Consider the following 19,699-nt stretch of genomic DNA (forward strand, 5'->3'; position numbering starts at 1 on the left):
TCGCGGTCGATCCCACGCCGCCGACGCCGACCCCCTCCAAGAAGCCGACGCCCACCAAGACGACCAAGTCGACGGCGTCCAACACGGCATGGCAGCGATGACCACACCCGCCTGGGTTCCTCGCAAGCGGCGGGGAGCCGAGTTCTTCCTGACCGTGCTCGCGGTGTTCATCGGCATCGCGGCCTACGCGTCGGTGGGTCTCGGCGTCGAGGGCACCATCCCGGCCGACACCTACAAGCTCGGTGGCGCGCTCATCGTCGTCGCGATCGCGACGCACCTGATCGTCCGCAAGGTCGCGCCCTACGCCGACCCCGTGCTGCTGCCGCTCGTCATCGCGCTCAACGGCCTGGGCCTCGCGATGATCTATCGCCTCGACCTCGGTCGCCGCCAGATCGATCCCCAACGCGCCGCGTTCGCCAACTCCCAGCTCGTGTGGACCGCGGTCGGCATCGCCGCGTTCGCCGGCATCCTCATGCTCGTGCGCGACCACCGCCGCCTGCAGACCCTGACCTACACGTTCGGCCTCGCCGCGATCGGCCTGCTGATCCTTCCGTTGCTGCCGCACTTCGGCCGTACGATCAACGGCGCGCGCATCTGGGTCAACTTCGGACCGTTCAGCTTCCAGCCCGGCGAGGCGGCCAAAGTGTGCCTCGCGATCTTCTTCGCCGGCTACCTCGTCGTGAAGCGCGACGCGCTGGCCCTCGCCGGCCGTCGCGTCATGGGCATCGACCTGCCGCGCGGCCGGGACCTCGGCCCGATCCTCGCCGGCTGGCTGATCAGCGTGGGCATCCTCGTGCTCCAGCGCGACCTCGGCTCCTCGCTCCTGTTCTTCGGCCTGTTCGTCGTGATGCTCTACGTCGCGACCGAGCGTCCGGGCTGGCTCGTCGTCGGCGCCGTGCTGTTCGGCGTCGGCGCCTATCTCGGCTACCTCGGGTTCGAGCACGTCCGCGTACGCTTCGACGCCTGGCTCGACCCGTTCGGCGACCCCGACCGCAACGGCCAGATCATCAACGGGCTGTTCGGCCTGGCGCACGGCGGCATCCTCGGACAAGGCTGGGGACAGGGCAGCCCGCAGTTGACGCCCTACTCGTTCTCGGACTTCATCGCCGCCTCGATGGGCGAGGAGCTCGGCCTGACGGGGCTCATGGCGATCATCGTGATCTACGGCCTCATCGTCGAGCGCGGCCTCCGCATCTCGCTGACCTGCCGCGACGCGTTCGGCAAGCTGCTGGCCGCCGGCCTCGCGTTCTCGTTCGCGCTCCAGGTCTTCGTCGTCGTTGGTGGCGTGACCCGGCTCATCCCGCTGACCGGTCTCACGACACCGTTCATGGCGCAGGGCGGCTCGTCCGTCGTCATGAACTGGGCCATCATCGGCCTCCTGCTGCGCATCAGCGACCAGACCCGTCGACCCGCTCCCGAGATCTCCACGTTCGCCAGCGACGAGGAGACCCAGGTGGTGAAGCTGTCATGAACCGCCCCATCCGCAACATCGCCATCGCGTGCCTCGTGCTGTTCGCGGCCCTGCTGATCAACATCAACTACGTGCAGTTCGTCGAGGCCGACGACCTCAACTCCAAGAACGGCAACAAGCGCGTCATCAACGAGGAGTTCTCCCGCGCCCGCGGTGCGATCCTCGTCGACGGCAAGCCGATCGCCGAGAGCGTCAAGACCAAGGACGAGTACAAGTACCAGCGCCGCTATCCCGACGGCGGGCTCTACGCGCCGATCACCGGCTACTTCTCGTACGTCTTCGGGCGCGGCGGCCTCGAGCAGTCCGAGAACGACGTGCTCTCCGGCAGCGACAACCGGTTGTTCGTCAACCGGGTCGTGGACCTGGTCTCCAACAAGCAGCCCAAGGGCGGCAGCGTCGAGCTGACGATCGACCCGCTCGCGCAGAAGGCGGCCGCCGAGGGACTCGAGCGGCTCGGCAAGAACACCAAGGGCGCCGTCGTCGCGCTCGACCCGCAGACCGGCGCGGTGCTGGCGATGGTGACCCAGCCGTCGTACGACCCCAACCGCCTCGCCAGCCATGACTTCACGGCGGTGCAGAAGTCGTGGAACTCGCTGACCAAGGACGAGGACCAGCCCATGACCAACCGGACGACGCAGCAGACGCTGCCGCCCGGTTCGACGTTCAAGCTCGTCACGGCTGCCGCGGCGCTCGAGAACGGCGTCGTCGACAACATCGACGACGAGATCAAGGCCGGCTCGCGGCTGACGTTCCCGGGCATCCAGTACTCGCTGCCCAACGAGAACGGCGGCAACTGCGGCGGAGACCGCATCACGTTCGAGCAGGCGCTCAACGTGTCGTGCAACGTCGCCTTCGGCGCCCTCGCCGGCAAGATCGGCCAGGACAAGCTGGCTGAGCAGGCCGCCAAGTTCGGCTTCGACACCGACCCGATCGAGGGCCTCGCCTCCAACGCCAGCCGGTTCACGGTCGGCGACAACAAGCTCGAGGCACCTCAGCTCGCGCAGTCCGGCATCGGCCAGTACGAGGTCGCCGCGACGCCGCTGCAGATGGCCATGGTCGCCGCAGGCATCGCCAACGGTGGCGACGTCATGAAGCCCTACGTCGTCAAGACCGTCCGCTCTCCCAACCTGCGGGTGCTCGAGCAGGCCAAGCCCGAGCGCCTCAGCCAGGCGATGAGCGGCTCCAACGCCGCCAAGCTCCGCGAGATGATGGTCAGCACCGTCACGAGGGGCACGGCGACCTCGGCGCAGATCCCCGGCGAGGACGTCGGCGCCAAGACCGGCACCGCACAGTCGACCCCCGACCGGCCGCCCTACGCCTGGTTCGTGTCGTTCGCCGGCGGCGACGACCCCAAGGTCGCGGTCGCGGTGCTCGTCGAGTCCAGCGACACGGCCCGCGACGAGATCGCCGGTGGCCGGCTGGCCGGTCCGATCGCGAAGTCCGTCATGGAAGCAGTGCTGGGCAAATGACGTACGAATCCGTTGAGTCCGCACTCGAGCTTGGCGACAGTGTGCCCATGGCCAGGTCTCGACACCACGACCCGCTCACACCCACGTCTGGGAGACTGACACCATGACCGAATCCGGCGACGAGACCATACGCCTGGGCGACCGCTACGAGCTCGGCGGCCTGCTCGGACGCGGTGGCATGGCCGATGTCCGCGTCGGCCGCGACCTGCGCCTCGGCCGTACCGTCGCGGTCAAGCAGCTCCGTGGCGACCTCGCCGCTGACGACACGTTCCAGGCGCGCTTCCGGCGCGAGGCCCAGTCGTCGGCCGCCCTCAACCACCCGTCGATCGTCGCGGTCTACGACACCGGCGAGTCGATCGACAAGCACGGCAGCCACGTGCCCTACATCGTCATGGAGTACGTCGAGGGCCAGACGTTGCGCGACATCCTGCGCGGCGCCGAGAACGGTCGCAAGATCCTGCCCGAGCGCGCCCTGTCGATCACCGCCGACGTCCTGAGCGCGCTCGACTACAGTCACCGCTCCGGCATCATCCACCGCGACATCAAGCCCGCCAACGTCATGCTGACGCCGTCGGGGCAGGTCAAGGTCATGGACTTCGGCATCGCCCGCGCGATCGCCGACACCTCGTCGGCCATGACGCAGACTGCTGCTGTCATCGGCACGGCTCAGTACCTGTCGCCCGAGCAGGCGCGCGGTGAGACCGTCGACGCCCGCAGCGACATCTACTCCACCGGCTGCCTCCTTTACGAGCTGCTGACCGGTCGGCCCCCGTTCGTGGGCGACAGCCCCGTGTCGGTGGCCTACCAGCACGTACGCGAGGAGGCCCGGCCCCCGTCGCAGCTCAACCCCGACGTCAGCGCCGCGATCGACAACATCGTCGCCAAGTCGCTCGCCAAGCGGGTCGAGGACCGCTATCAAAGCGCCGCCGACATGCGCAAGGACATCGAGCGTGTGCTCGCCGGCCAGGCCGTCGAGGCGCCGACCGCCGCCACCGCCGTCGTGAGCGGAGCCACCGCCGTCGCGCCGGCCGCACCGGTCCTCCCGGTCGCTGGCGGTGCCCGCCGCGCCGAGCCCGACCCCGACGACGAAGAGCCCGAGAGCCGGGCCAAGTGGTGGATCATCGGCGCGATCGCCGTGCTGCTGCTCGCCGGCATCGCCTTCGCGATCTGGAAGGCCACGGATTCACCTGCCGCGCCGATCCAGGTCACCGTCCCTGATGTGGCCGGCAAGGACGTCGACACCGCGACCCGTGCGCTCGAGAACAAGAAGTTCATCGTCAGCAGCAAGACCGAGACGCAGGCCAGCAGCGACGTCGACAAGGGGCTCGTCATCGAGACCGACCCGCCCGCGGGCGAGAAGCGTGACGAGGGCAGCACCGTCACCCTCATCGTGAGCGAGGGACCCAAGCAGGTCGCGATGCCCGACGTGCGGCAGCTGCAGTTCAAGGTCGCCAAGGAGCAGCTCGAGAACGGCGAGGGCAAGTTCAAGGTCAAGCGCGAGTGGGTCGACAACAGTGCCGACCGCGGCGTCGTCATCAACAGCACGCCGCTGGTCAACGCCCTGGTCGACGTCGGCTCCGAGGTCACGCTGTTCGTCTCCAAGGGTGAGGTCACGATCCCCAACGTGGTCGGCCAGGACATCGACGCGGCGACCAAGGCCCTGGAGGACCTCGGGCTCAAGGTCACGACCAAGGACGACCCAGCCGCCCAGGCGCCGGACGGCCAGGTGACCGCGCAGAACCCCGGTCCCGACACCAAGGTGCCGCCGGGCACGACGATCGTGCTGACGGTCTCGGCCAACCCGGGTCAGGACACCGACCCTGCCGACGCCGACGGCACTGATGGCGGAAACGGAGTGCTCGGCGTCGAGGCCGACGGCGCTGACGGCTAGTCGGTGGCCTTGGCGTAGCTGAGGCTGACGGTCCCGGCGTAGGCCGGGGCCTTGACGTTGTCGACGTCCTCGATGTCGAGGCCGAGCTGGTAGCGCGGGTCGGCGGCGTACTGCGCGTACGAGGTCGTGGCCGACGACGTGGCGATCGCGCTGTTCATCGTGCCGACGTCACCGATCGCCTCGATGACGTAGGGCGGGAAGTAGGGCACACCGTCCAGCACGACGGTCGCGCCGACGCACTTGATGCCGGTCGTCGAGATCAGCCTTTGGCCCTGGAGCGTGACGGCCTCGGCGCCGCCCGCCCACAACGCGTTGACGTAGGCCTGGATGTCCTGCTGGTGGACCAGCAGCACCTTGGGGTCGGTGCCGTCGGGCGGCTTGACCCCCGGCGGAGCGTCGTCGAGCGTCACTCGGATGCCGGGACCCTCCAGCGCCGTGAGACCCGTCGGCTCCTCGAGCGCCTTGGCGCGCGCCCTGAGCTTCTTGACGGTGGCACTGGAGACGCTGGCCGAGAGGTCCTCGATGTCGGCGCGCAGGTGGCGGGCATCGGAGCGGCGTTCGTCGATCCGCTGGGCGCGTTCCTGGGCCAGTGAGGCCGGGTCTCCGCCGGCCGGCCGGAGGTCGCCGCCGTTGGCGCTGACCTTCCCTGCCGCGAACAACAGCCCGATGAAGACGAAGATCGCCAGCACGGCAACGGGTCGACTCTGGCGTGCGTGGCTCCCCGCCTTCGCCATGCCGAACTCCTCTTCAGTCGATGGCCTAGGCTATCCGAGAGCACCTACCGATGCGGCCCTGCCGCAGCAACCATCCGGAGACGTCGTGGCGAAAGACAAGGCCCCCAAGGCACCGAAAGCCCAGAAGATCGGCAACCGCTGGGCAGGTCCCGCGATGGTCACCTCGGCGCTCATCGGGCTGGTCTGGATCGTCGTCTTCTACACGCTGAGCAACCAGACGATCGACTACCCGTCGTGGCTGCAGTGGTACGACGACCTCAACAGCTGGAACCTCGTCATCGGCATGGGCTTCATCGTGGCGGCCTTCGGCTTCGCGATGAAGTGGGAGTGAGTTACACCGTTGTAGTTATCCACACCTGTGTGCACAGCTGTTGATAATCACACCGCTGTCATTCACATCTGTGGACTAACCGGTGAGCTGATTCGTCCTCAGGACCACGGCGATGACGATCCCGGCCCACAGCGCCACCATCGCCCCCGCTTGCACCAGGGTCCGGCGGTCGCGCGGGGCGTACGCGAAGACGACCCCCAGCAGGCAGCCGAAGACGAACCCCCCGAGGTGTCCCTGCCAGCTGATGTTGCCCTGCGTGCTGATGAAGGCGTTGATGCCCAGCAGCACCAGGAGCGTCGAGACGTCCTGCTTGGCCTTGAGCATCAGGATCAGTGCCATGCCGAACAGGCCGAAGATCGCCCCGGAGGCGCCGATCGTCAGCGTTCCCGGCCCCGACAGCCAGTAGACGAACACTGACGCGCCGACCGACATCGTCAGGTAGGCGGCGATGAATCGCACACGTCCGAGCGCGCGCTCCACGAACGGACCGAACAGATACAGGGCGTACATGTTGAAGGCGATGTGGAGGACGTTCTCGTGCAGGAACGCCGAGGTCAGGAGTCGCCAGTAGGCCCCGTCGGAGACGCCCTTGAGCACCTCACCGTCGAGGTTGAACCTCGACTCGGCCAGCATGGCTCCGTGCTGGAACACGCTGCCGTCCGTGCCGCCGGTCGCCAACGTCAGCAGGTAGGCCGCGACGTTGATCGCGATCAGCACCATCGACACGGTTCCGACATTGGTGGAGACCAGGCCGCCGGCCATCGTCCGGGGAGCGCGTACGGACTTGGCTCCCTCGGCGATGCACGACGGACACTGGAACCCCACCGACGCGTCGTTCATGCACTCCGGACAGATCAGCCGCTCACAGCGCTGGCACGAGATGTAGGCCTCGCGGTCAGGGTGCCGGTAGCAGCGATAGTCCGAAGCGGGAAGGTTCACGCCTCGCGTCGCTCGATCGTCAGCTTCTCGATGACGACCGGCTCGATCGGACGGTCGAAACCGTCGGTCGCCGCGGCGCCGATCGCGTCGACGACAGCCTTGCTGCCGGCATCGACGACCTCACCGAAGATCGTGTGCTTGCGGTTGAGCCAGTCGGTCGGCACGAGCGTGATGAAGAACTGCGAGCCGTTGGTGCCGGGTCCGGCGTTGGCCATCGCGAGCAGGTAGGGCTTGTTGAACTGCAGGTCCGGGTGGAACTCGTCCTCGAACTCGTAGCCGGGACCGCCGGTGCCGGTGCCGAGCGGGTCGCCGCCCTGGAGCATGAAGTTGGGGATGATGCGGTGGAACCCGAGACCGTCGTAGAACGGCTTGTTCGAGATCTGGCCGGTGGCCGGGTCGATCCAGTCCTTGGTGCCCTCGGCGAGGCCGACGAAGTTGTCGACGGTCTTGGGAGCGTGGTTGGGGAAGAGCTCCACGACGATGGCGCCGTGGTTGGTCGTGAAGGTCGCGATGAGCTGCGAGGCCACAGGGAATTCCTTTCGGTTGCTGCGCCCATCTTTTCATGAGTGACCAAGACCGACAGGACGGCGGGCGGGTGGGATCGCCGGGGATGTGAGGGCTATCGTGACCCGCATGTCGAAGTCGGAGAAGAGACACCCCGTCCGGAAGTTCTTCCTGTTCACCTTGATCGCCGGCGCCGTGGTGGCGGTGCGCAACGCCGTCGCCGACAAGGGCGGCTCGTACGACCCGAACGACTCCGCACCGCGCTGATGCCGGCCGCTGTCACACGTACCGACGACGGCATCGCCGTCCTCACCTTCAGCGCACCCCCGGTCAACCTCTACTCCCTCGAGCTGCACGACGAGCTCGACCGGGCTCTCGACGAGGTCGAGGCCGCACCGCCCCGGGCGCTCCTGATCCGCGCCGAGGGCAAGATCGTCTCCGGCGGCGTCGATGTGTCCCAGTTCCACGCCCGCAAGACCAAGGCCGAGACCCAGCAGCTGTACGACCGGATGCTCGAGCTGCCGAACCGCGTCGACGCGCTGTCCTTCCCGACGGTGTTCGCGGCGCACGCGCTGACGCTGACCTGGGCGTTCGAGGTCGCGCTCGCGTGCGACCTCGTCCTCGCGACGGACAAGGCGAGGTTCGGACTGGTCGAACGCGTCATCGGGCTGACCCCGACGATGGGTGGCACGCAGCGCCTCGCCGCCCGGGCCGGAGTCGGTCGCGCCAAGGAGCTCGTGTTCACCGGTGACCTCTACGACGCTGCCACGCTCGAGCGGTGGAACGTCGTCAACCGGGTGCTGCCCGTCGACGGATTCGACGACGCGGTCCTGGCGTTCGTCGCGCACCTCGCGGCCGGCCCGACCATGGCGTTCGCCGCCGCCAAGGACATCCTGCGGCACTTCGAGACCGGCGGAGTTCCTCAGGCGAACGCGCACGTCACGGCGATCGCCGCCGAGCTGTTCGACACGCAGGACCTGCAGGACGGCATGGAGTCGTTCCTCCGCGACGGTCCGGGCAAGGCCACCTTCACCGGTCGCTAGACGGCGTCGGCGTGCTGCGCCTTCACGGCCTTGGTCGCGCGGTGCTCGGCCCAGAAGCTCAGGATCGGTACGGTTCCGCCCAGCAGCGTCGTGATCGCGAAGGGGATCGACCAGCGCGCCTTGCGCGCGAGGATCGCGGCCATGATCAAGAAGATCATGTAGAGCCAGCCATGCGCGATGCCCAGGTAGGTCGTGATGTTCTCGCCGAGGTCCTGGGCCCCCGAGCCCTCCGTCGCGAAGTACTTCAACGGCACGCCGACGAGGATCAGGATGATCAGCAGGACGCCGACGATGTTTGCCATGACGCGGTAGCGGAGCAGTGCGGCTTTCACCTCGTCAGGCTACCTTCGGCCTCGCAGCGGCCACGCTCTCGGTCGACATCCGCCACCACATGAAGACGGAGAACGCCCCGAACACCCACCACTGGAAGGCGTACGCCAGGTTGCGCAGGCCGACGGTCCAGGACACGTCATCCGGCGCCGGCGGCGGGACGAGCTCGAGTCCGGCCGCGGCGGAGGCGCTCGTGCTCACGGCGTAGCCGGAGTAGAGGTCGTACGGCAGCTCGTTGGTGAGCGCCGGAATGCGCACCGAGCCGATCTCGCGACGGTCCGGGTCGTACGACGCGCCGCCCGCCTCGCCGGGTTGGAGGACGGCCTTGATCGTGACCCGTCCCTCGGGAACGGCGGGGAGCTCGCCGACCTTCGGCGCCCATCCGCGGACCACCAGGAGGGCGTGGTCATCGCCGTCGACGAGCAGCGGAGCGAGCAGCCACACGCCCGTACGCCCGTCCTGTTCCTTGTCGGTGACCCAGACCTGCTGCTCAGCCGGGGCGAACGTGCCCTCGGCGGTGACCGGCCGGTGGTTGAGCTTCGACGTGAACGACTGGTCGGGTCCCCACAGCCCGGACAGCGCGACGCGCGGCACGTGCTGCTTGTCGGCGCGCTCGTGCTCCTGGCGCGAGTCATAGACCCCGAGCTGCCACAGGCCCATGAACACGCAGAACGCGACGGCGACGACCGCGAAGAAGTGCAGACCGACGAGACCCGGCCGCAGCCACAGCCTCGTCGTGCCGAGTGTCACGACATGAAGGGCGCGACGTCCGGGTAGAGCGGGAAGCGCTCGGCCAGCACCGTCACCCGCTTGCGCAGCCCCTCGATGTCGACGTCGTCGGGCAGCAGCGCGGCGGCGATGATGTCGGCGACCTCGGTGAACTCGTCGGCGCCGAAGCCACGCGTGGCGAGCGCCGGCGTGCCGATGCGCAGCCCCGACGTCACCATCGGCGGCCGCGGGTCGTTGGGCACGGCGTTGCGGTTGACCGTGATGCCGACCTCGTGGAGCCGGTCCTCGGCCTGCTGGCCGTCGAGCTCGGACTCGCGCAGGTCGACCAGCACCAGGTGCACGTCGGTCCCACCGGTGAGCACGTTGACACCTGCCGCGCGGGTGTCAGCGGCGACCAGTCGCTCGGCGAGGATCTTGGCGCCCTCGATCGTGCGCTGCTGGCGCTCCGTGAACTCCGGCTCGAGGGCCATCTTGAACGCGACGGCCTTGGCGGCGATGACGTGCTCGAGCGGGCCACCCTGCTGACCGGGGAACACCGCAGAGCGCATCTTCTTGGCGATGTCCTCGTCATTGGTCAGGATCGCGCCACCGCGCGGACCGCCGAGGGTCTTGTGGGTCGTCGTCGTGACGATGTGCGCGTGCGGCAGCGGGCTGGGGTGCAGGCCGGCGGCGACGAGCCCGGCGAAGTGCGCCATGTCGACCCAGAGCTTGGCGCCGACCTCGTCGGCGATCTCGCGGAACAGCGCGAAGTCGAGCTGGCGCGGGTACGCCGACCAGCCGGCGATGATGACGGTCGGCTGGTGCTCGTGCGCCAGCGTGCGGACCTCGTCCATGTCGACGAGACCGGTCTCGGGCACGACGTGATAGGCGACGGGCTTGTAGAGCTTGCCGGAGAAGTTGAGCTTCATGCCGTGGGTCAGGTGACCGCCGTTGGCCAGGTCAAGACCCAGGATCGTGTCGCCGGCCGTCGCGATGGCGTGCAGCGCGGCGGCGTTGGCGGTCGCCCCCGAGTGCGGCTGGACGTTGGCGTAGCCCGCGTCGAACAGCTGCTTGAGCCGGTCGATCGCGATGGTCTCGACCTGGTCGACGAACTCGCAGCCGCCGTAGTAGCGCTTGCCGGGATAGCCCTCGGCGTACTTGTTGGTCAGGACGCTGCCCTGGGCCTCGAGCGACGCGACAGGGGCGAAGTTCTCCGACGCGATCATCTCGAGCGTCGACTGCTGACGGTGCAGCTCGGCGTCGAGGAGCGCGGCGATGTCAGGGTCGAACTCGGAGAGATGCTGGTTGTGGCTCATGGGCCAAGGGTATCTGGCCCCTCGTGCCGTCGACCTACGACTGCTTGCGTCTCGCGGCGAGCACGGCGGCCTGGGTACGCCGCTTGAGTCCCAGCTTCGCCAGGAGCTGCGACACGTAGTTCTTGACGGTCTTCTCCGCGAGGAACATCTCGGCCGCGATCTGCCGGTTCGTCATGCCCTCGCCGATGAGGTCGAGGATGCGGCTCTCCTGCGGGGTCAGCAGGTCGAGCGGGTCGGCCGCCGGCTCGCCCTCGCGGATCCTCGCCAGCACCTTCTGGGTCGCGACCGGGTCGAGCAGCGACTGTCCGCCGGCCACCTGCCGGACAGCCTCGACGAGCTCGGCCCCCCGCGCGCGCTTGAGCAGGTAGCCCGCCGCACCGGCCATGATCGCCGCGAACAGCAACTCGTCGTCGTCGTGTGCGGCCAGGATCACCACAGCGATCTGCGGGTGTGCCTCCCGGATGGCACGACACACCTCGATGCCCGATCCGTCCGGGAGGTCCGCGTCGAGCACGGCAACGTCTGGGGTGACCGCCGGAATGCGGAGCAAGGCATCTGCCGCCAGGCCCGCCTCGCCGACGACCGCGATGTCGCCCTCATCCTCGAGCAGGTCTCGCAGTCCGCGGCGGATGACCTCGTGGTCGTCGAGCACGAAGACCCTGATCACAGTGGGCCCGCTGACGCCGCCGGCGTCGAGGCGCGCGGAAGTCGCCCCGAGGATGCATCGACGAATGTCGCGTGCCGGACGTGCATGGGATCCCCTTCCCGCTCGGCACACTAACGACTCGGAGGGGACGGTTGTCACGAATTCCTGGCGCCCTCCGCAGAATTCACTCGTACGAACCAGCAATTCCTGCGAAATCAGTCAAAATGACTAGAAAGGTCTAGTCATTTCGAGGCGTAGACGTGCCGAACGGCAGCCACACGCAGGACTTAGGTCCCTGACCGGAGATGGACCCGTGCGGAACGATGGAAACGTCAGGGCTGGGGCCCTAACAGCCGCTGGATCTCCCTCCCGCGAGCTGGCGTGGAGGAACTCCCAAATATCCCTCCCGATCCTCACGCGTCGACCGGTATCCGTCGTCGACACGATCGCAGCCCGGGCCCCGCCCTGGCCTTACCTGTCGCCGATGGCGCCGCCATGCCGCCGCACAGGTAACCAAAATGCAATCTGACAGGTCGGCACAGCCACCACGGGCGCGTGTAGCGTGCGGAAAGGCTCGGTCCCATCATGTGGACAATCCCGCCGCAGCCACATGGCGCGGCTCGACCGTAGGAGAGCAAGATGAACTTTCGTCGGGGAACCGCGATCATCGCGGTGACCGCACTGGCCGGCATGGCGCTGGCCGCGTGTGGGCAAAGCAAGGACGACGACAACAAGGATGCCGGCGGTTCGAACCTCGTCGTCGGCACGACCGACAAGGTCGTCTCGATCGACCCGGCCGGCTCGTACGACAACGGGTCGCTGATGGTGCAGACGCAGGTCTACCAGTACCTCCTCAACTTCCCGGCCGGCAGCACCACGCTGACGCCGGACGCCGCGTCGAAGTGCGACTTCGAGCAGCCGACCGAGTACGTCTGCACGATCAAGCCGGGACTCAAGTTCGCCAACGGTCACGCGCTCACCGCGTCCGACGTCGCGTTCTCGTTCAAGCGCGTCGCCAAGATCAACGACCCCAATGGTCCGGCCTCGCTGCTCGGCAACATGAAGTCGGTCGAGGCCAAGGACGACAAGACCGTCGTCTTCACCCTCAACTCGCCCAACGACCAGACGTTCGGCCAGGTGCTCGTCACCTCCGCCGGACCGATCGTCGACGAGGAGACCTACCCGGCCGACAAGGTCTTGGACGACGCCGCTGCCGTGAAGGCGCAGGGCTTCTCCGGTCCCTACACGATCGGCAAGTACACCAAGGGCCAGATCGCCGAGTTCAAGGCCAACCCCGACTACGACGGTGCCTACAACAAGGCGAAGACCAAGACGGTCACCCTGTCGACGTACGCCGACGCCAACAACCTGAAGCTCGACGTCCAGAACGGCAAGATCGACGTCGCCTGGCGCTCGCTGACCCCGACCGACATCGACAGCCTCAGCAAGGACAACAAGGTCAAGGTCCACAAGGGCGCCGGTGGCGAGCTGCGCTACATCGTGTTCAACATGAAGACGATGCCCGGCGACGACGCCGACCAGAAGCTGGCGATCCGCAAGGCGATGGCATCCTCGCTCGACCGCGAGGAGCTCTCGACCCAGGTCTACAAGGGCACCTACACGCCGGCCTACTCGGCCGTGCCGCAGGGTCAGGTCGGCGCCACGGAGCCGTTCAAGGACAAGTACGGCGACAAGCCCGACAAGGCCGCCGCCAAGAAGTTCCTCGACGACGCCGGAGTCAAGACCCCGGTGACGCTCAAGCTGCAGTACAACACCGACCACTACGGCTCCTCGTCGACCGAGGAGTACAACATGGTCAAGCGTCAGCTCGAGGACACCGGGCTGTTCAAGGTCGACCTGCAGTCCACGGAGTACGTCACGTACTCCAAGGAGCGCGTCAAGGACGCCTACCCGATGTTCCAGCTCGGCTGGTTCCCGGACTTCCCGGACGCTGACAACTACGTGACGCCGTTCTTCGCGCCGAACAACTTCCTGCAGTCGCACTACAACTTCTCGGACAAGGACAACCCAGTCCCCGAGATGACCAAGCTGCTGAAGTCCGAGGCCACGGACGGCGACAAGACGTCGCGCGTCGCGACCCTGAAGCAGATCCAGGACCTCGTGGCCGACCAGGTCCCGATCCTGCCGCTGCTCACGGGCGCGCAGATCGCCGTGGCGGGCAAGGACGTCAAGGGTGTCGACGAGACTCTCGACCCCGCGTTCAAGTTCCGTCTCACCTCGCTGTCGAAGTAGTCACGTCGAAGGGGCGGGTCCATTGGACCCGCCCCTTCCGTATGTTGTCGTCTACGGTCCTTGAGCCTGTCGGAAGGACCGGACCCTCTCAGAACCGAAAATGAGGAAACTCATGACCGCCGAAGTCCTCGCGCCGCTCGAGCCGACGCCCGCCGAACCCTCCCGCGGGCGGCGAGGCCCGCTCAGCCCGCTCGCCCGCTACATGCTGGTGCGCGTCGCGCTGATCATCCCCATGCTGTGGGTGCTCGTCACGATGGTGTTCCTGCTGATGCGCGTCATCGGCGATCCGGTGACCGCCGCCCAAGGTGGCCGCCTCAACGCCCAGCAGATCGCCGAGCGCAAGCACGCCGCCGGCCTCGACCGTCCGATGCTGACCCAGTACTGGGAGTACATCACCGGGCTGCTCCACGGTGACTTCGGCACGACCCTGACCGACCACCGGCCGATCTCCGGCATCCTCACCGAATACGGCGCCGCGACGCTGGAGCTGTCCTTCTGGGCGCTCATCGTGGCGTTCGGCGTCGGCATCCCGCTCGGCCGCCTTGCCGCGCGCTATCGCGACCGGCTGCCCGACGTCATCCTTCGCCTGTTCGCGATCCTCATCTATGCCGCCCCGGTGTTCTTCGTCGGCCTGCTGCTCAAGCTCGCGTTCACACCGCTCGGCTGGCCGTCGTCGGGTCGCTCGTCGACCCAGACCGAGCTGACGCTGGACAACGTGCACCCGCACACCAACATCATGATCGTCGACGCGCTGCTGTGGGGTGACCCCAAGATCATCCTCGAGGTCCTCCAGTACGCGGTCCTGCCCGCCATCGCCCTGGGCCTGCTGACCGGCGGTGTCTTCCTGCGCCTCGTTCGCATCAACCTCCTGCAGACCCTGCGCATGGACTATGTGACGGCGGCGAGAGCCCGCGGAGTGTCCGAGCGGAGGGTCGTGCGCAAGCACGCGTTCCGCAACGCACTCGTCCCCGTCGTCACGGTCATGGGCATGCAGATCGCCCTGCTCCTCGCCGGCGCCGTGCTGACCGAGACGACGTTCGAGTGGAAGGGCATCGGCTACGAGCTGACCCAGTACCTCAAGGCGCGCGACTTCCTCGCGGTCCAGGGCATCGTCACCGCGATCGCCGTGATCGTCTGCGTGGCGAGTCTCGTCATCGACGCCATCGTCGCCCTCGTCGACCCCCGAGTGAGGTTCTGAGATGAAGCGCCTGGTCCCCGCAGTCGTACGCCAGTCCCACGGCCTGCAGCGGTTCATGCTGCTGCTCGGCTTCGCGATCATCGCCGCGTTCGTGATCATCGCGATCTTCGCACCCTGGATCGCGCCATACGGCTTCAACGACGACCGCTCCGGCGGCGTCCTCTTCGGCACCCAGCAGGCCCCGTCCGCCGACCACTGGTTCGGTACGACGGTGGGCGGCACCGACGTGCTGTCCCGCGTCATCTACGGCACCCGCACCGCACTCGAGGTCATCGTCCTCGCGGTCGTGCTGTCGAGCCTGGTCGGCGTCCCGCTGGGCCTGCTGTCCGGCTACCTCGGCGGCTGGCTCGACCGGGTCCTCGTGCTGATCATGGACGCGCTCTACGCGTTCCCCTCCTTGCTGCTCGCGATCGTCGTGTCGATCGTGCTGACCGGAGGTGCCAGCGGTGCCGTCGGCGGCATCCTGGCCGCGGCGATCTCGATCACCGTGGTCTTCGTGCCCCAGTACTTCCGCGTCATCCGCAGCGCGACGCTCGCGGTCAAGGTGGAGCCGTATGTCGACTCGGCCCGGGTGGTGGGCGTACGCACGCCGCGCATCCTCGGCCGGCACATCTTCTCCAACGTGGCGCAGAACCTGCCGGTCATCGGCACGCTCAACGCGTCCGAGGCGATCCTGACCCTCGCCGGGCTCGGCTTCCTCGGCTTCGGCATCGAGCCGTCCGCGGCAGCCGAATGGGGCTTCGACCTCAACAAGGCACTGCCCGACGCGTCCAACGGCATCTGGTGGACCAGCATCTTCCCCGGCAGCGCGATCGTCCTGATCGTGCTGGGCGTGACCCTCGTCGGCGAGAGCCTCAACGACATCCTCAACCCGCTGCTGCGCACCCGCGGTGCCGAGACGACGTCGGCGGACGAGAAGGAGATCACCGCGGAGTTCGAGGAGCTCACGGGTGACATCGAGCCGTCAGTCGAGGTCCGCGACACCGACGCCGCTGAGAAGCGGGTCGCCGCGCTGTCGTTGTCCGATCTTGCGGTGACCTTCCGTACGGACGCAGGCCAGATCCACGCGGTCAACGGCATCTCGTTCGACGTCGCACCCGGTGAGGTCGTCGCCGTTGTCGGCGAGTCCGGCTCAGGCAAGTCCGTCAGCTCCCGCGCCGTGCTCGGGCTTCTGCCGTCGACCGCCGCGGTCACCGGTTCGGCCCGACTCGGCGACCGCGAGCTGCTCGGCATGTCCAACAACGACATCCGGCCGATCCGCGGCGACCAGGTCTCGATGGTGTTCCAGGAACCGTCGACCGCCCTCAACCCGGTCTACTCGGTCGGCTGGCAGATCATCGAGGGCATCCAGGCTCACCGCGACATCTCCAAGAAGGACGCCCGCAAGCGCGCGATCGAGCTGCTCGACCTGGTCGGCATGCCCGATCCGGAGCACCGCGTCGACTACTACCCGCACCAGCTGTCGGGCGGCCAGAAGCAGCGCGTCGTCATCGCCATGGCGATCGCCTGCGACCCCGACGTCATCATCGCCGACGAGCCGACGACGGCCCTCGACGTCACGGTCCAGGCCGCGATCCTCGAGCTGCTGCTGTCACTGCGTGACCGGCTCGGCACCGCGATCGTCCTGATCACGCACAACATGGGGGTCGTCGCCGACATGGCTGACCGCGTCGTCGTGATGTACCGCGGCAACATCGTGGAGCAGGCTCCGGCCGGGCAGCTGTTCGCCCAGCCCAAGCATCCCTACACGCGAGCCCTGCTCGACGCCGTCCCGCACCTCGGCCGCGAGAACGGCCCGGGCCTCGTCGACGAGAACGACCTGGTGCTCAAGGTCGAGGACCTGGTCGTGGAGTTCCCCGGTGGGCTCGGTCAGCCTGCCTTCCGCGCCGTTGACCACGTGTCGCTCGAGATCCGCAAGGGCGAGGTCCTCGGCCTGGTCGGCGAGTCCGGCTCGGGCAAGTCAACCGTCGGGCGTACGACCGTGGGCCTGCAGCAGCCGACGAGCGGCACGATCCACGTCTCGGGCAACCAGGTCTCGGGCCTGTCCGATCGTCAGCTGCGGCCGCTGCGCTCGCGCTTCGGGTTCGTGTTCCAGGATCCCGCCTCGTCGCTCAACCCTCGCATGTCGATCGGCCAGTGCGTCGCCGAGCCGCTGCACGTGCAGACCGAGATGAAGCAGTCCGAGATCGACGCCAAGGTCAGGTCGCTGCTCGACAGCGTCGAGCTGGGCGGCTCGTACGTCGAGCGTTTCCCGCACGAGCTCTCGGGTGGCCAGCGCCAGCGGGTCAGCCTGGCCCGCGCGCTGGCGCTCGACCCGGACCTGCTCATCGCGGACGAGCCGACATCGGCCCTCGACGTGTCGGTGCAGGCACGCGTGCTCGAGCTGTTCACCGAGCTCCAGCAACGGCTCCAGTTCGCCTGCCTGTTCATCAGCCACGACCTCGCTGTCGTGGACACGCTCGCCAACCGCGTCGCGGTGATGCAGAACGGTGCGCTGGTCGAGATCGGACCACGCGAGCAGGTGCTCGGCAACCCGCAGGAGGACTACACCAAGCGGCTCATCGCGGCGGTGCCGGTCCCGGACCCCGAGGAGCAGCGCCGGCGCCGCGAGGCACGCGGGCACCTGCTGACCGACATCTCCTGACCGAGCCGGTTCAGGCGTTCGCGCGTACCGTCGAGCCATGAACCCGCTCGAGTCCGTGCGCCGGCGCGTGGGCGAGACGATCTTCTCCCGCGTCGCCGGCGACGAGGGCCCGGCGCGGCGCGACCGCATCCACTTCTCCGAGGGACCACGTCGATTCGAGCCCGGCTCGGCGATCCACCGCGTGCACTCCGACGCGTCGATGTTCGTCGGCGGGATCCGTGCACTCCTGCTGCAGTCGATGCATCCCCTCGCGATGGCCGCGGTCGACGCACACTCGGGCTTTCGCGGCGACCCGTGGGGGCGGCTGCAGCGCACGAGCACCTTCCTCGCCGAGACCACGTTCGGAACGATCGAGGACGCCGACCGGGCCGTGTCGATCGTCCGCGCGGTGCACGAACGCGTACGCGGCGTCGCGCCGGACGGCCGGGCATACGCCGCCTCCGACCCTCACTTGGTCCGCTGGGTGCACGTGGCGGAGATCGACAGCTTCCTGCGCGCGCACGATCGCTACGGCGCCAAGCCACTCGACGCCCCCGGCCGCGACGCGTACGTGAGTGAGACGGCCCACGTCGCCCGGGCTCTCGGCGCCACCGACGTGCCCGAGACGGTCACCGAGCTCGAGCAGGTGCTGGCCGACTACCGACCCGATCTCGAGGGGACACCGGCCGCCCGGCGAGCGGCGCGATTCATCCTGGTCCACCCGCCCGTCCCGCTCACGCTGCGGGCTCCGTACGGTCTGCTGTCGGCAGCCGCGGTCGGCATGATGCCGCGTTGGACCCGCTGGCCGCTGCGGCTGCCCTACCTGCCGATCGTCGAGGCGACTGCCGTGCGTACGAGCGGAGTCGCGATCACCGAGGCGATCCGCTGGGCGATGGGATCAGGCCCGCCGCAACGGGTCTAGCACTCGGCGACGCCGGGGACGTCGCACGCGTCGACAACGGGACCGGCTGCTGCCACGCGTACGAGGAGCTGGCGGAACAGGTCGGCGTCCGCGTCGGAGAGGGTCCTGAGCACGATCCGCTCGACCTCGGCGATCCGCTGCGACGCGGCGGCATGGGCCTTGGCCCCCTTGGCCGTCAGGACGACCTGGCGGGCGCGGCGATCGGCCGGGTCGGGTCGGCGGGTCACGAGTCCGGCCTTCTCGAGGTCGTCGACCAGGTAGGTCATGACCGTGCGGTCGATGCCGAGAAGGGTCGCGATCGTCGCCTGGTTGCTGCAGTCGTCACCGTTGGCGACCGACATGACCTGATATCCGCGCGGGCCTCCCGGCAGCTCGCTGACCGCATCCCGGGCGTTGTCGAGATAGCTCCGCAGGATGCTGCCAAGGGCTTGGCCGAAGTCGATGGAGCCGTGCTCCGTCGTCGTCCCGGCCGTCTCGGTCATGGTCCCAGTGTAGCGAGCACGCGCCTGTCACAGTCATCGTGTTGACCGATTGTCTGTGTGTAAGATGATCTGCTGTACAGAGTATCTATCCCTCAGGAGCAAACATGAGCACGATCTTCCGCCTCGATGCCAGCATTCGCCAGGACGGCTCGGTGACGCGGGCCGTCGCCGACACTCTTCAGGAGACGATCACCGAGGAGCTCGGGCGTCCCACCGTCATCCGTCGTGATCTCGGCAGCGGGCCGATCGATCCGGCGCTGTGGCCGCTCGCCGCGTTCGCGGGGTTCGTCCCCGAGGACCAGCGCACGCCCGAGCAGCTGGCTGCGGTCGGGCAGGCGGCAGCGTACGCCGACGAGGTCGTCTCGGCAGACGTCCTGGTCTTCGCCGTCCCGCTCTACAACTTCGGCGTCTCGCAGCACTTCAAGGCCTGGTTCGACCTGGTCGCCACCGATCCGCGGCTCTCGCTGGGCCAGAGCGAGGTCGTCGGCAAGCCGGCGTTCCTCGTGACCGCGCGCGGCGGCGGCTACGGGGCAGGCACACCCCGCGAGGGCTGGGACCACGCGACCGGCTGGATGCGTCGCGTGCTCGAGGACGTCTGGGGACTCGACCTCGACGTCATCGAGACCGAGCTGACGCTCGCCGAGGTCACCCCGCAGATGGCTGAGCTCCGCGACCTCGCCCGTGAGCAGCTTGCCGAGTCGCACGAGACCGCCCGTCGCAGCGGTCGCTCCGTGACGATCAAGCTCCGTTCGGCGGCCTGATCCACGGGTGCCGGGGAGGAAGGGCCTCCCCGGCACCCCTCGCGTCATGTGTGGTCACAGCCCAACGGGGTAAGCCCG

At 68.1% G+C, this 19,699-nt stretch carries 19 protein-coding genes; 11 read left to right on the forward strand and 8 right to left on the reverse strand.

Annotated features, from left to right (window positions below):
- Positions 1 to 97: 97 nt before the first annotated feature.
- The 3 genes from ASC61_RS06845 (at position 98) to pknB (ending at position 4,831) form a co-directional block, all read left to right on the forward strand.
- Positions 98 to 1,471 (forward strand): FtsW/RodA/SpoVE family cell cycle protein, encoded by a 1,374-nt coding sequence (locus ASC61_RS06845; RefSeq protein WP_327019489.1) that lies wholly within the window; start codon positions 98 to 100, stop codon positions 1,469 to 1,471.
- A complete protein-coding gene (locus ASC61_RS06850; protein WP_056210591.1) occupies positions 1,468 to 2,940 on the forward strand; it encodes a peptidoglycan D,D-transpeptidase FtsI family protein in 1,473 nt (490 codons plus the stop codon). Before ASC61_RS06845 ends, ASC61_RS06850 begins: the two co-directional genes overlap by 4 nt.
- A 103-nt stretch (positions 2,941 to 3,043) precedes the next feature.
- A complete protein-coding gene (pknB, locus tag ASC61_RS06855) occupies positions 3,044 to 4,831 on the forward strand; it encodes a Stk1 family PASTA domain-containing Ser/Thr kinase (protein WP_056210592.1) in 1,788 nt (595 codons plus the stop codon).
- Here pknB and ASC61_RS06860 read toward each other — a convergent pair.
- Complete coding sequence (locus tag ASC61_RS06860) at positions 4,828 to 5,565, reverse strand: DUF881 domain-containing protein (RefSeq protein ID WP_082530505.1); 738 nt, start codon at positions 5,563 to 5,565, stop codon at positions 4,828 to 4,830. The two genes, pknB and ASC61_RS06860, sit on opposite strands and share 4 nt — an antisense overlap.
- An 85-nt stretch (positions 5,566 to 5,650) precedes the next feature.
- On the opposite strand from ASC61_RS06860, the gene ASC61_RS19925 reads away from it, so the two are divergent.
- On the forward strand, positions 5,651 to 5,896 hold the full coding sequence (locus ASC61_RS19925) for a cell division protein CrgA (protein ID WP_056210594.1): 246 nt from the start codon (positions 5,651 to 5,653) through the stop codon (positions 5,894 to 5,896).
- A gap of 75 nt (positions 5,897 to 5,971) precedes the next feature.
- Here the strand turns inward: ASC61_RS19925 and ASC61_RS06870 are convergent, their stop codons facing one another.
- Both ASC61_RS06870 and ASC61_RS06875 read right to left on the reverse strand, forming a co-directional pair.
- On the reverse strand, positions 5,972 to 6,835 hold the full coding sequence (locus ASC61_RS06870) for a rhomboid family intramembrane serine protease (protein ID WP_056210595.1): 864 nt from the start codon (positions 6,833 to 6,835) through the stop codon (positions 5,972 to 5,974).
- Entirely contained in the window at positions 6,832 to 7,362 is a 531-nt protein-coding gene (locus tag ASC61_RS06875) for a peptidylprolyl isomerase (RefSeq protein WP_056210596.1), read from the reverse strand. The genes ASC61_RS06870 and ASC61_RS06875 overlap by 4 nt, the downstream gene beginning before the upstream one ends.
- Before the next feature lie 106 nt (positions 7,363 to 7,468).
- Between ASC61_RS06875 and ASC61_RS19670 the strand changes: the two genes are divergently transcribed.
- On the forward strand, positions 7,469 to 7,606 hold the full coding sequence (locus ASC61_RS19670; protein ID WP_157439401.1) for a hypothetical protein: 138 nt from the start codon (positions 7,469 to 7,471) through the stop codon (positions 7,604 to 7,606).
- Entirely contained in the window at positions 7,606 to 8,382 is a 777-nt protein-coding gene (locus ASC61_RS06880; RefSeq protein WP_056210597.1) for an enoyl-CoA hydratase/isomerase family protein, read from the forward strand. The genes ASC61_RS19670 and ASC61_RS06880 overlap by 1 nt, the downstream gene beginning before the upstream one ends.
- On the opposite strand, the gene ASC61_RS06885 is transcribed toward ASC61_RS06880, so the two are convergent.
- From ASC61_RS06885 to ASC61_RS06900, 4 genes are read right to left on the reverse strand one after another with little or no spacing between them, the layout of a single operon-like run.
- Positions 8,379 to 8,714: a DUF3817 domain-containing protein gene (locus ASC61_RS06885; RefSeq protein WP_056210598.1), complete on the reverse strand. Its 336-nt coding sequence runs from the start codon at positions 8,712 to 8,714 to the stop codon at positions 8,379 to 8,381. The two genes, ASC61_RS06880 and ASC61_RS06885, sit on opposite strands and share 4 nt — an antisense overlap.
- 4 nt (positions 8,715 to 8,718) lie before the next feature.
- Entirely contained in the window at positions 8,719 to 9,462 is a 744-nt protein-coding gene (locus ASC61_RS06890; protein WP_056210599.1) for an SURF1 family protein, read from the reverse strand.
- Entirely contained in the window at positions 9,459 to 10,736 is a 1,278-nt protein-coding gene (glyA, locus tag ASC61_RS06895; protein ID WP_056210600.1) for a serine hydroxymethyltransferase, read from the reverse strand. Before glyA ends, ASC61_RS06890 begins: the two co-directional genes overlap by 4 nt.
- A gap of 34 nt (positions 10,737 to 10,770) precedes the next feature.
- The gene (locus ASC61_RS06900) at positions 10,771 to 11,403 is read right to left on the reverse strand and encodes a response regulator (protein WP_056210601.1); all 633 of its coding nucleotides are present in this window, start codon (positions 11,401 to 11,403) and stop codon (positions 10,771 to 10,773) included.
- Positions 11,404 to 12,021: 618 nt separating this feature from the next.
- Here ASC61_RS06900 and ASC61_RS06905 point away from each other — a divergent pair.
- From ASC61_RS06905 to ASC61_RS06920, 4 genes are all read left to right on the forward strand, one after another.
- Positions 12,022 to 13,635, forward strand: a complete 1,614-nt coding sequence (locus ASC61_RS06905) for an ABC transporter substrate-binding protein (RefSeq protein ID WP_056210602.1) — start codon at positions 12,022 to 12,024, stop codon at positions 13,633 to 13,635.
- Positions 13,636 to 13,747: 112 nt separating this feature from the next.
- Positions 13,748 to 14,833: an ABC transporter permease gene (locus ASC61_RS06910; protein WP_082530506.1), complete on the forward strand. Its 1,086-nt coding sequence runs from the start codon at positions 13,748 to 13,750 to the stop codon at positions 14,831 to 14,833.
- Between the two features lies 1 nt (position 14,834).
- Positions 14,835 to 17,477, forward strand: coding sequence for an ABC transporter ATP-binding protein/permease (locus tag ASC61_RS20250; protein ID WP_082530507.1), 2,643 nt, complete (start codon positions 14,835 to 14,837; stop codon positions 17,475 to 17,477).
- Between the two features lie 37 nt (positions 17,478 to 17,514).
- A complete protein-coding gene (locus ASC61_RS06920) occupies positions 17,515 to 18,378 on the forward strand; it encodes an oxygenase MpaB family protein (RefSeq protein WP_056210603.1) in 864 nt (287 codons plus the stop codon).
- Here ASC61_RS06920 and ASC61_RS06925 read toward each other — a convergent pair.
- A complete protein-coding gene (locus ASC61_RS06925; RefSeq protein ID WP_056210604.1) occupies positions 18,375 to 18,860 on the reverse strand; it encodes a MarR family winged helix-turn-helix transcriptional regulator in 486 nt (161 codons plus the stop codon). The two genes, ASC61_RS06920 and ASC61_RS06925, sit on opposite strands and share 4 nt — an antisense overlap.
- A gap of 104 nt (positions 18,861 to 18,964) precedes the next feature.
- Between ASC61_RS06925 and ASC61_RS06930 the strand changes: the two genes are divergently transcribed.
- Positions 18,965 to 19,621, forward strand: coding sequence for an FMN-dependent NADH-azoreductase (locus ASC61_RS06930; protein ID WP_056210605.1), 657 nt, complete (start codon positions 18,965 to 18,967; stop codon positions 19,619 to 19,621).
- Positions 19,622 to 19,699 lie beyond the last annotated feature (78 nt).

The organism is Aeromicrobium sp. Root344, from assembly GCF_001425755.1.
GTDB lineage: Bacteria > Actinomycetota > Actinomycetes > Propionibacteriales > Nocardioidaceae > Aeromicrobium.

Coding starts and splice junctions, on each gene's coding strand:
- ASC61_RS06845 (WP_327019489.1), top strand. CDS start 98: ATGACCACACCCGCCTGGGTTCCTCGCAAGCGGCGGGGAGCCGAGTTC.
- ASC61_RS06850 (WP_056210591.1), top strand. CDS start 1,468: ATGAACCGCCCCATCCGCAACATCGCCATCGCGTGCCTCGTGCTGTTC.
- pknB (WP_056210592.1), top strand. CDS start 3,044: ATGACCGAATCCGGCGACGAGACCATACGCCTGGGCGACCGCTACGAG.
- ASC61_RS06860 (WP_082530505.1), bottom strand. CDS start 5,565: ATGGCGAAGGCGGGGAGCCACGCACGCCAGAGTCGACCCGTTGCCGTG.
- ASC61_RS19670 (WP_157439401.1), top strand. CDS start 7,469: ATGTCGAAGTCGGAGAAGAGACACCCCGTCCGGAAGTTCTTCCTGTTC.
- ASC61_RS06880 (WP_056210597.1), top strand. CDS start 7,606: ATGCCGGCCGCTGTCACACGTACCGACGACGGCATCGCCGTCCTCACC.
- glyA (WP_056210600.1), bottom strand. CDS start 10,736: ATGAGCCACAACCAGCATCTCTCCGAGTTCGACCCTGACATCGCCGCG.
- ASC61_RS06905 (WP_056210602.1), top strand. CDS start 12,022: ATGAACTTTCGTCGGGGAACCGCGATCATCGCGGTGACCGCACTGGCC.
- ASC61_RS06910 (WP_082530506.1), top strand. CDS start 13,748: ATGACCGCCGAAGTCCTCGCGCCGCTCGAGCCGACGCCCGCCGAACCC.
- ASC61_RS20250 (WP_082530507.1), top strand. CDS start 14,835: ATGAAGCGCCTGGTCCCCGCAGTCGTACGCCAGTCCCACGGCCTGCAG.
- ASC61_RS06920 (WP_056210603.1), top strand. CDS start 17,515: ATGAACCCGCTCGAGTCCGTGCGCCGGCGCGTGGGCGAGACGATCTTC.
- ASC61_RS06925 (WP_056210604.1), bottom strand. CDS start 18,860: ATGACCGAGACGGCCGGGACGACGACGGAGCACGGCTCCATCGACTTC.
- ASC61_RS06930 (WP_056210605.1), top strand. CDS start 18,965: ATGAGCACGATCTTCCGCCTCGATGCCAGCATTCGCCAGGACGGCTCG.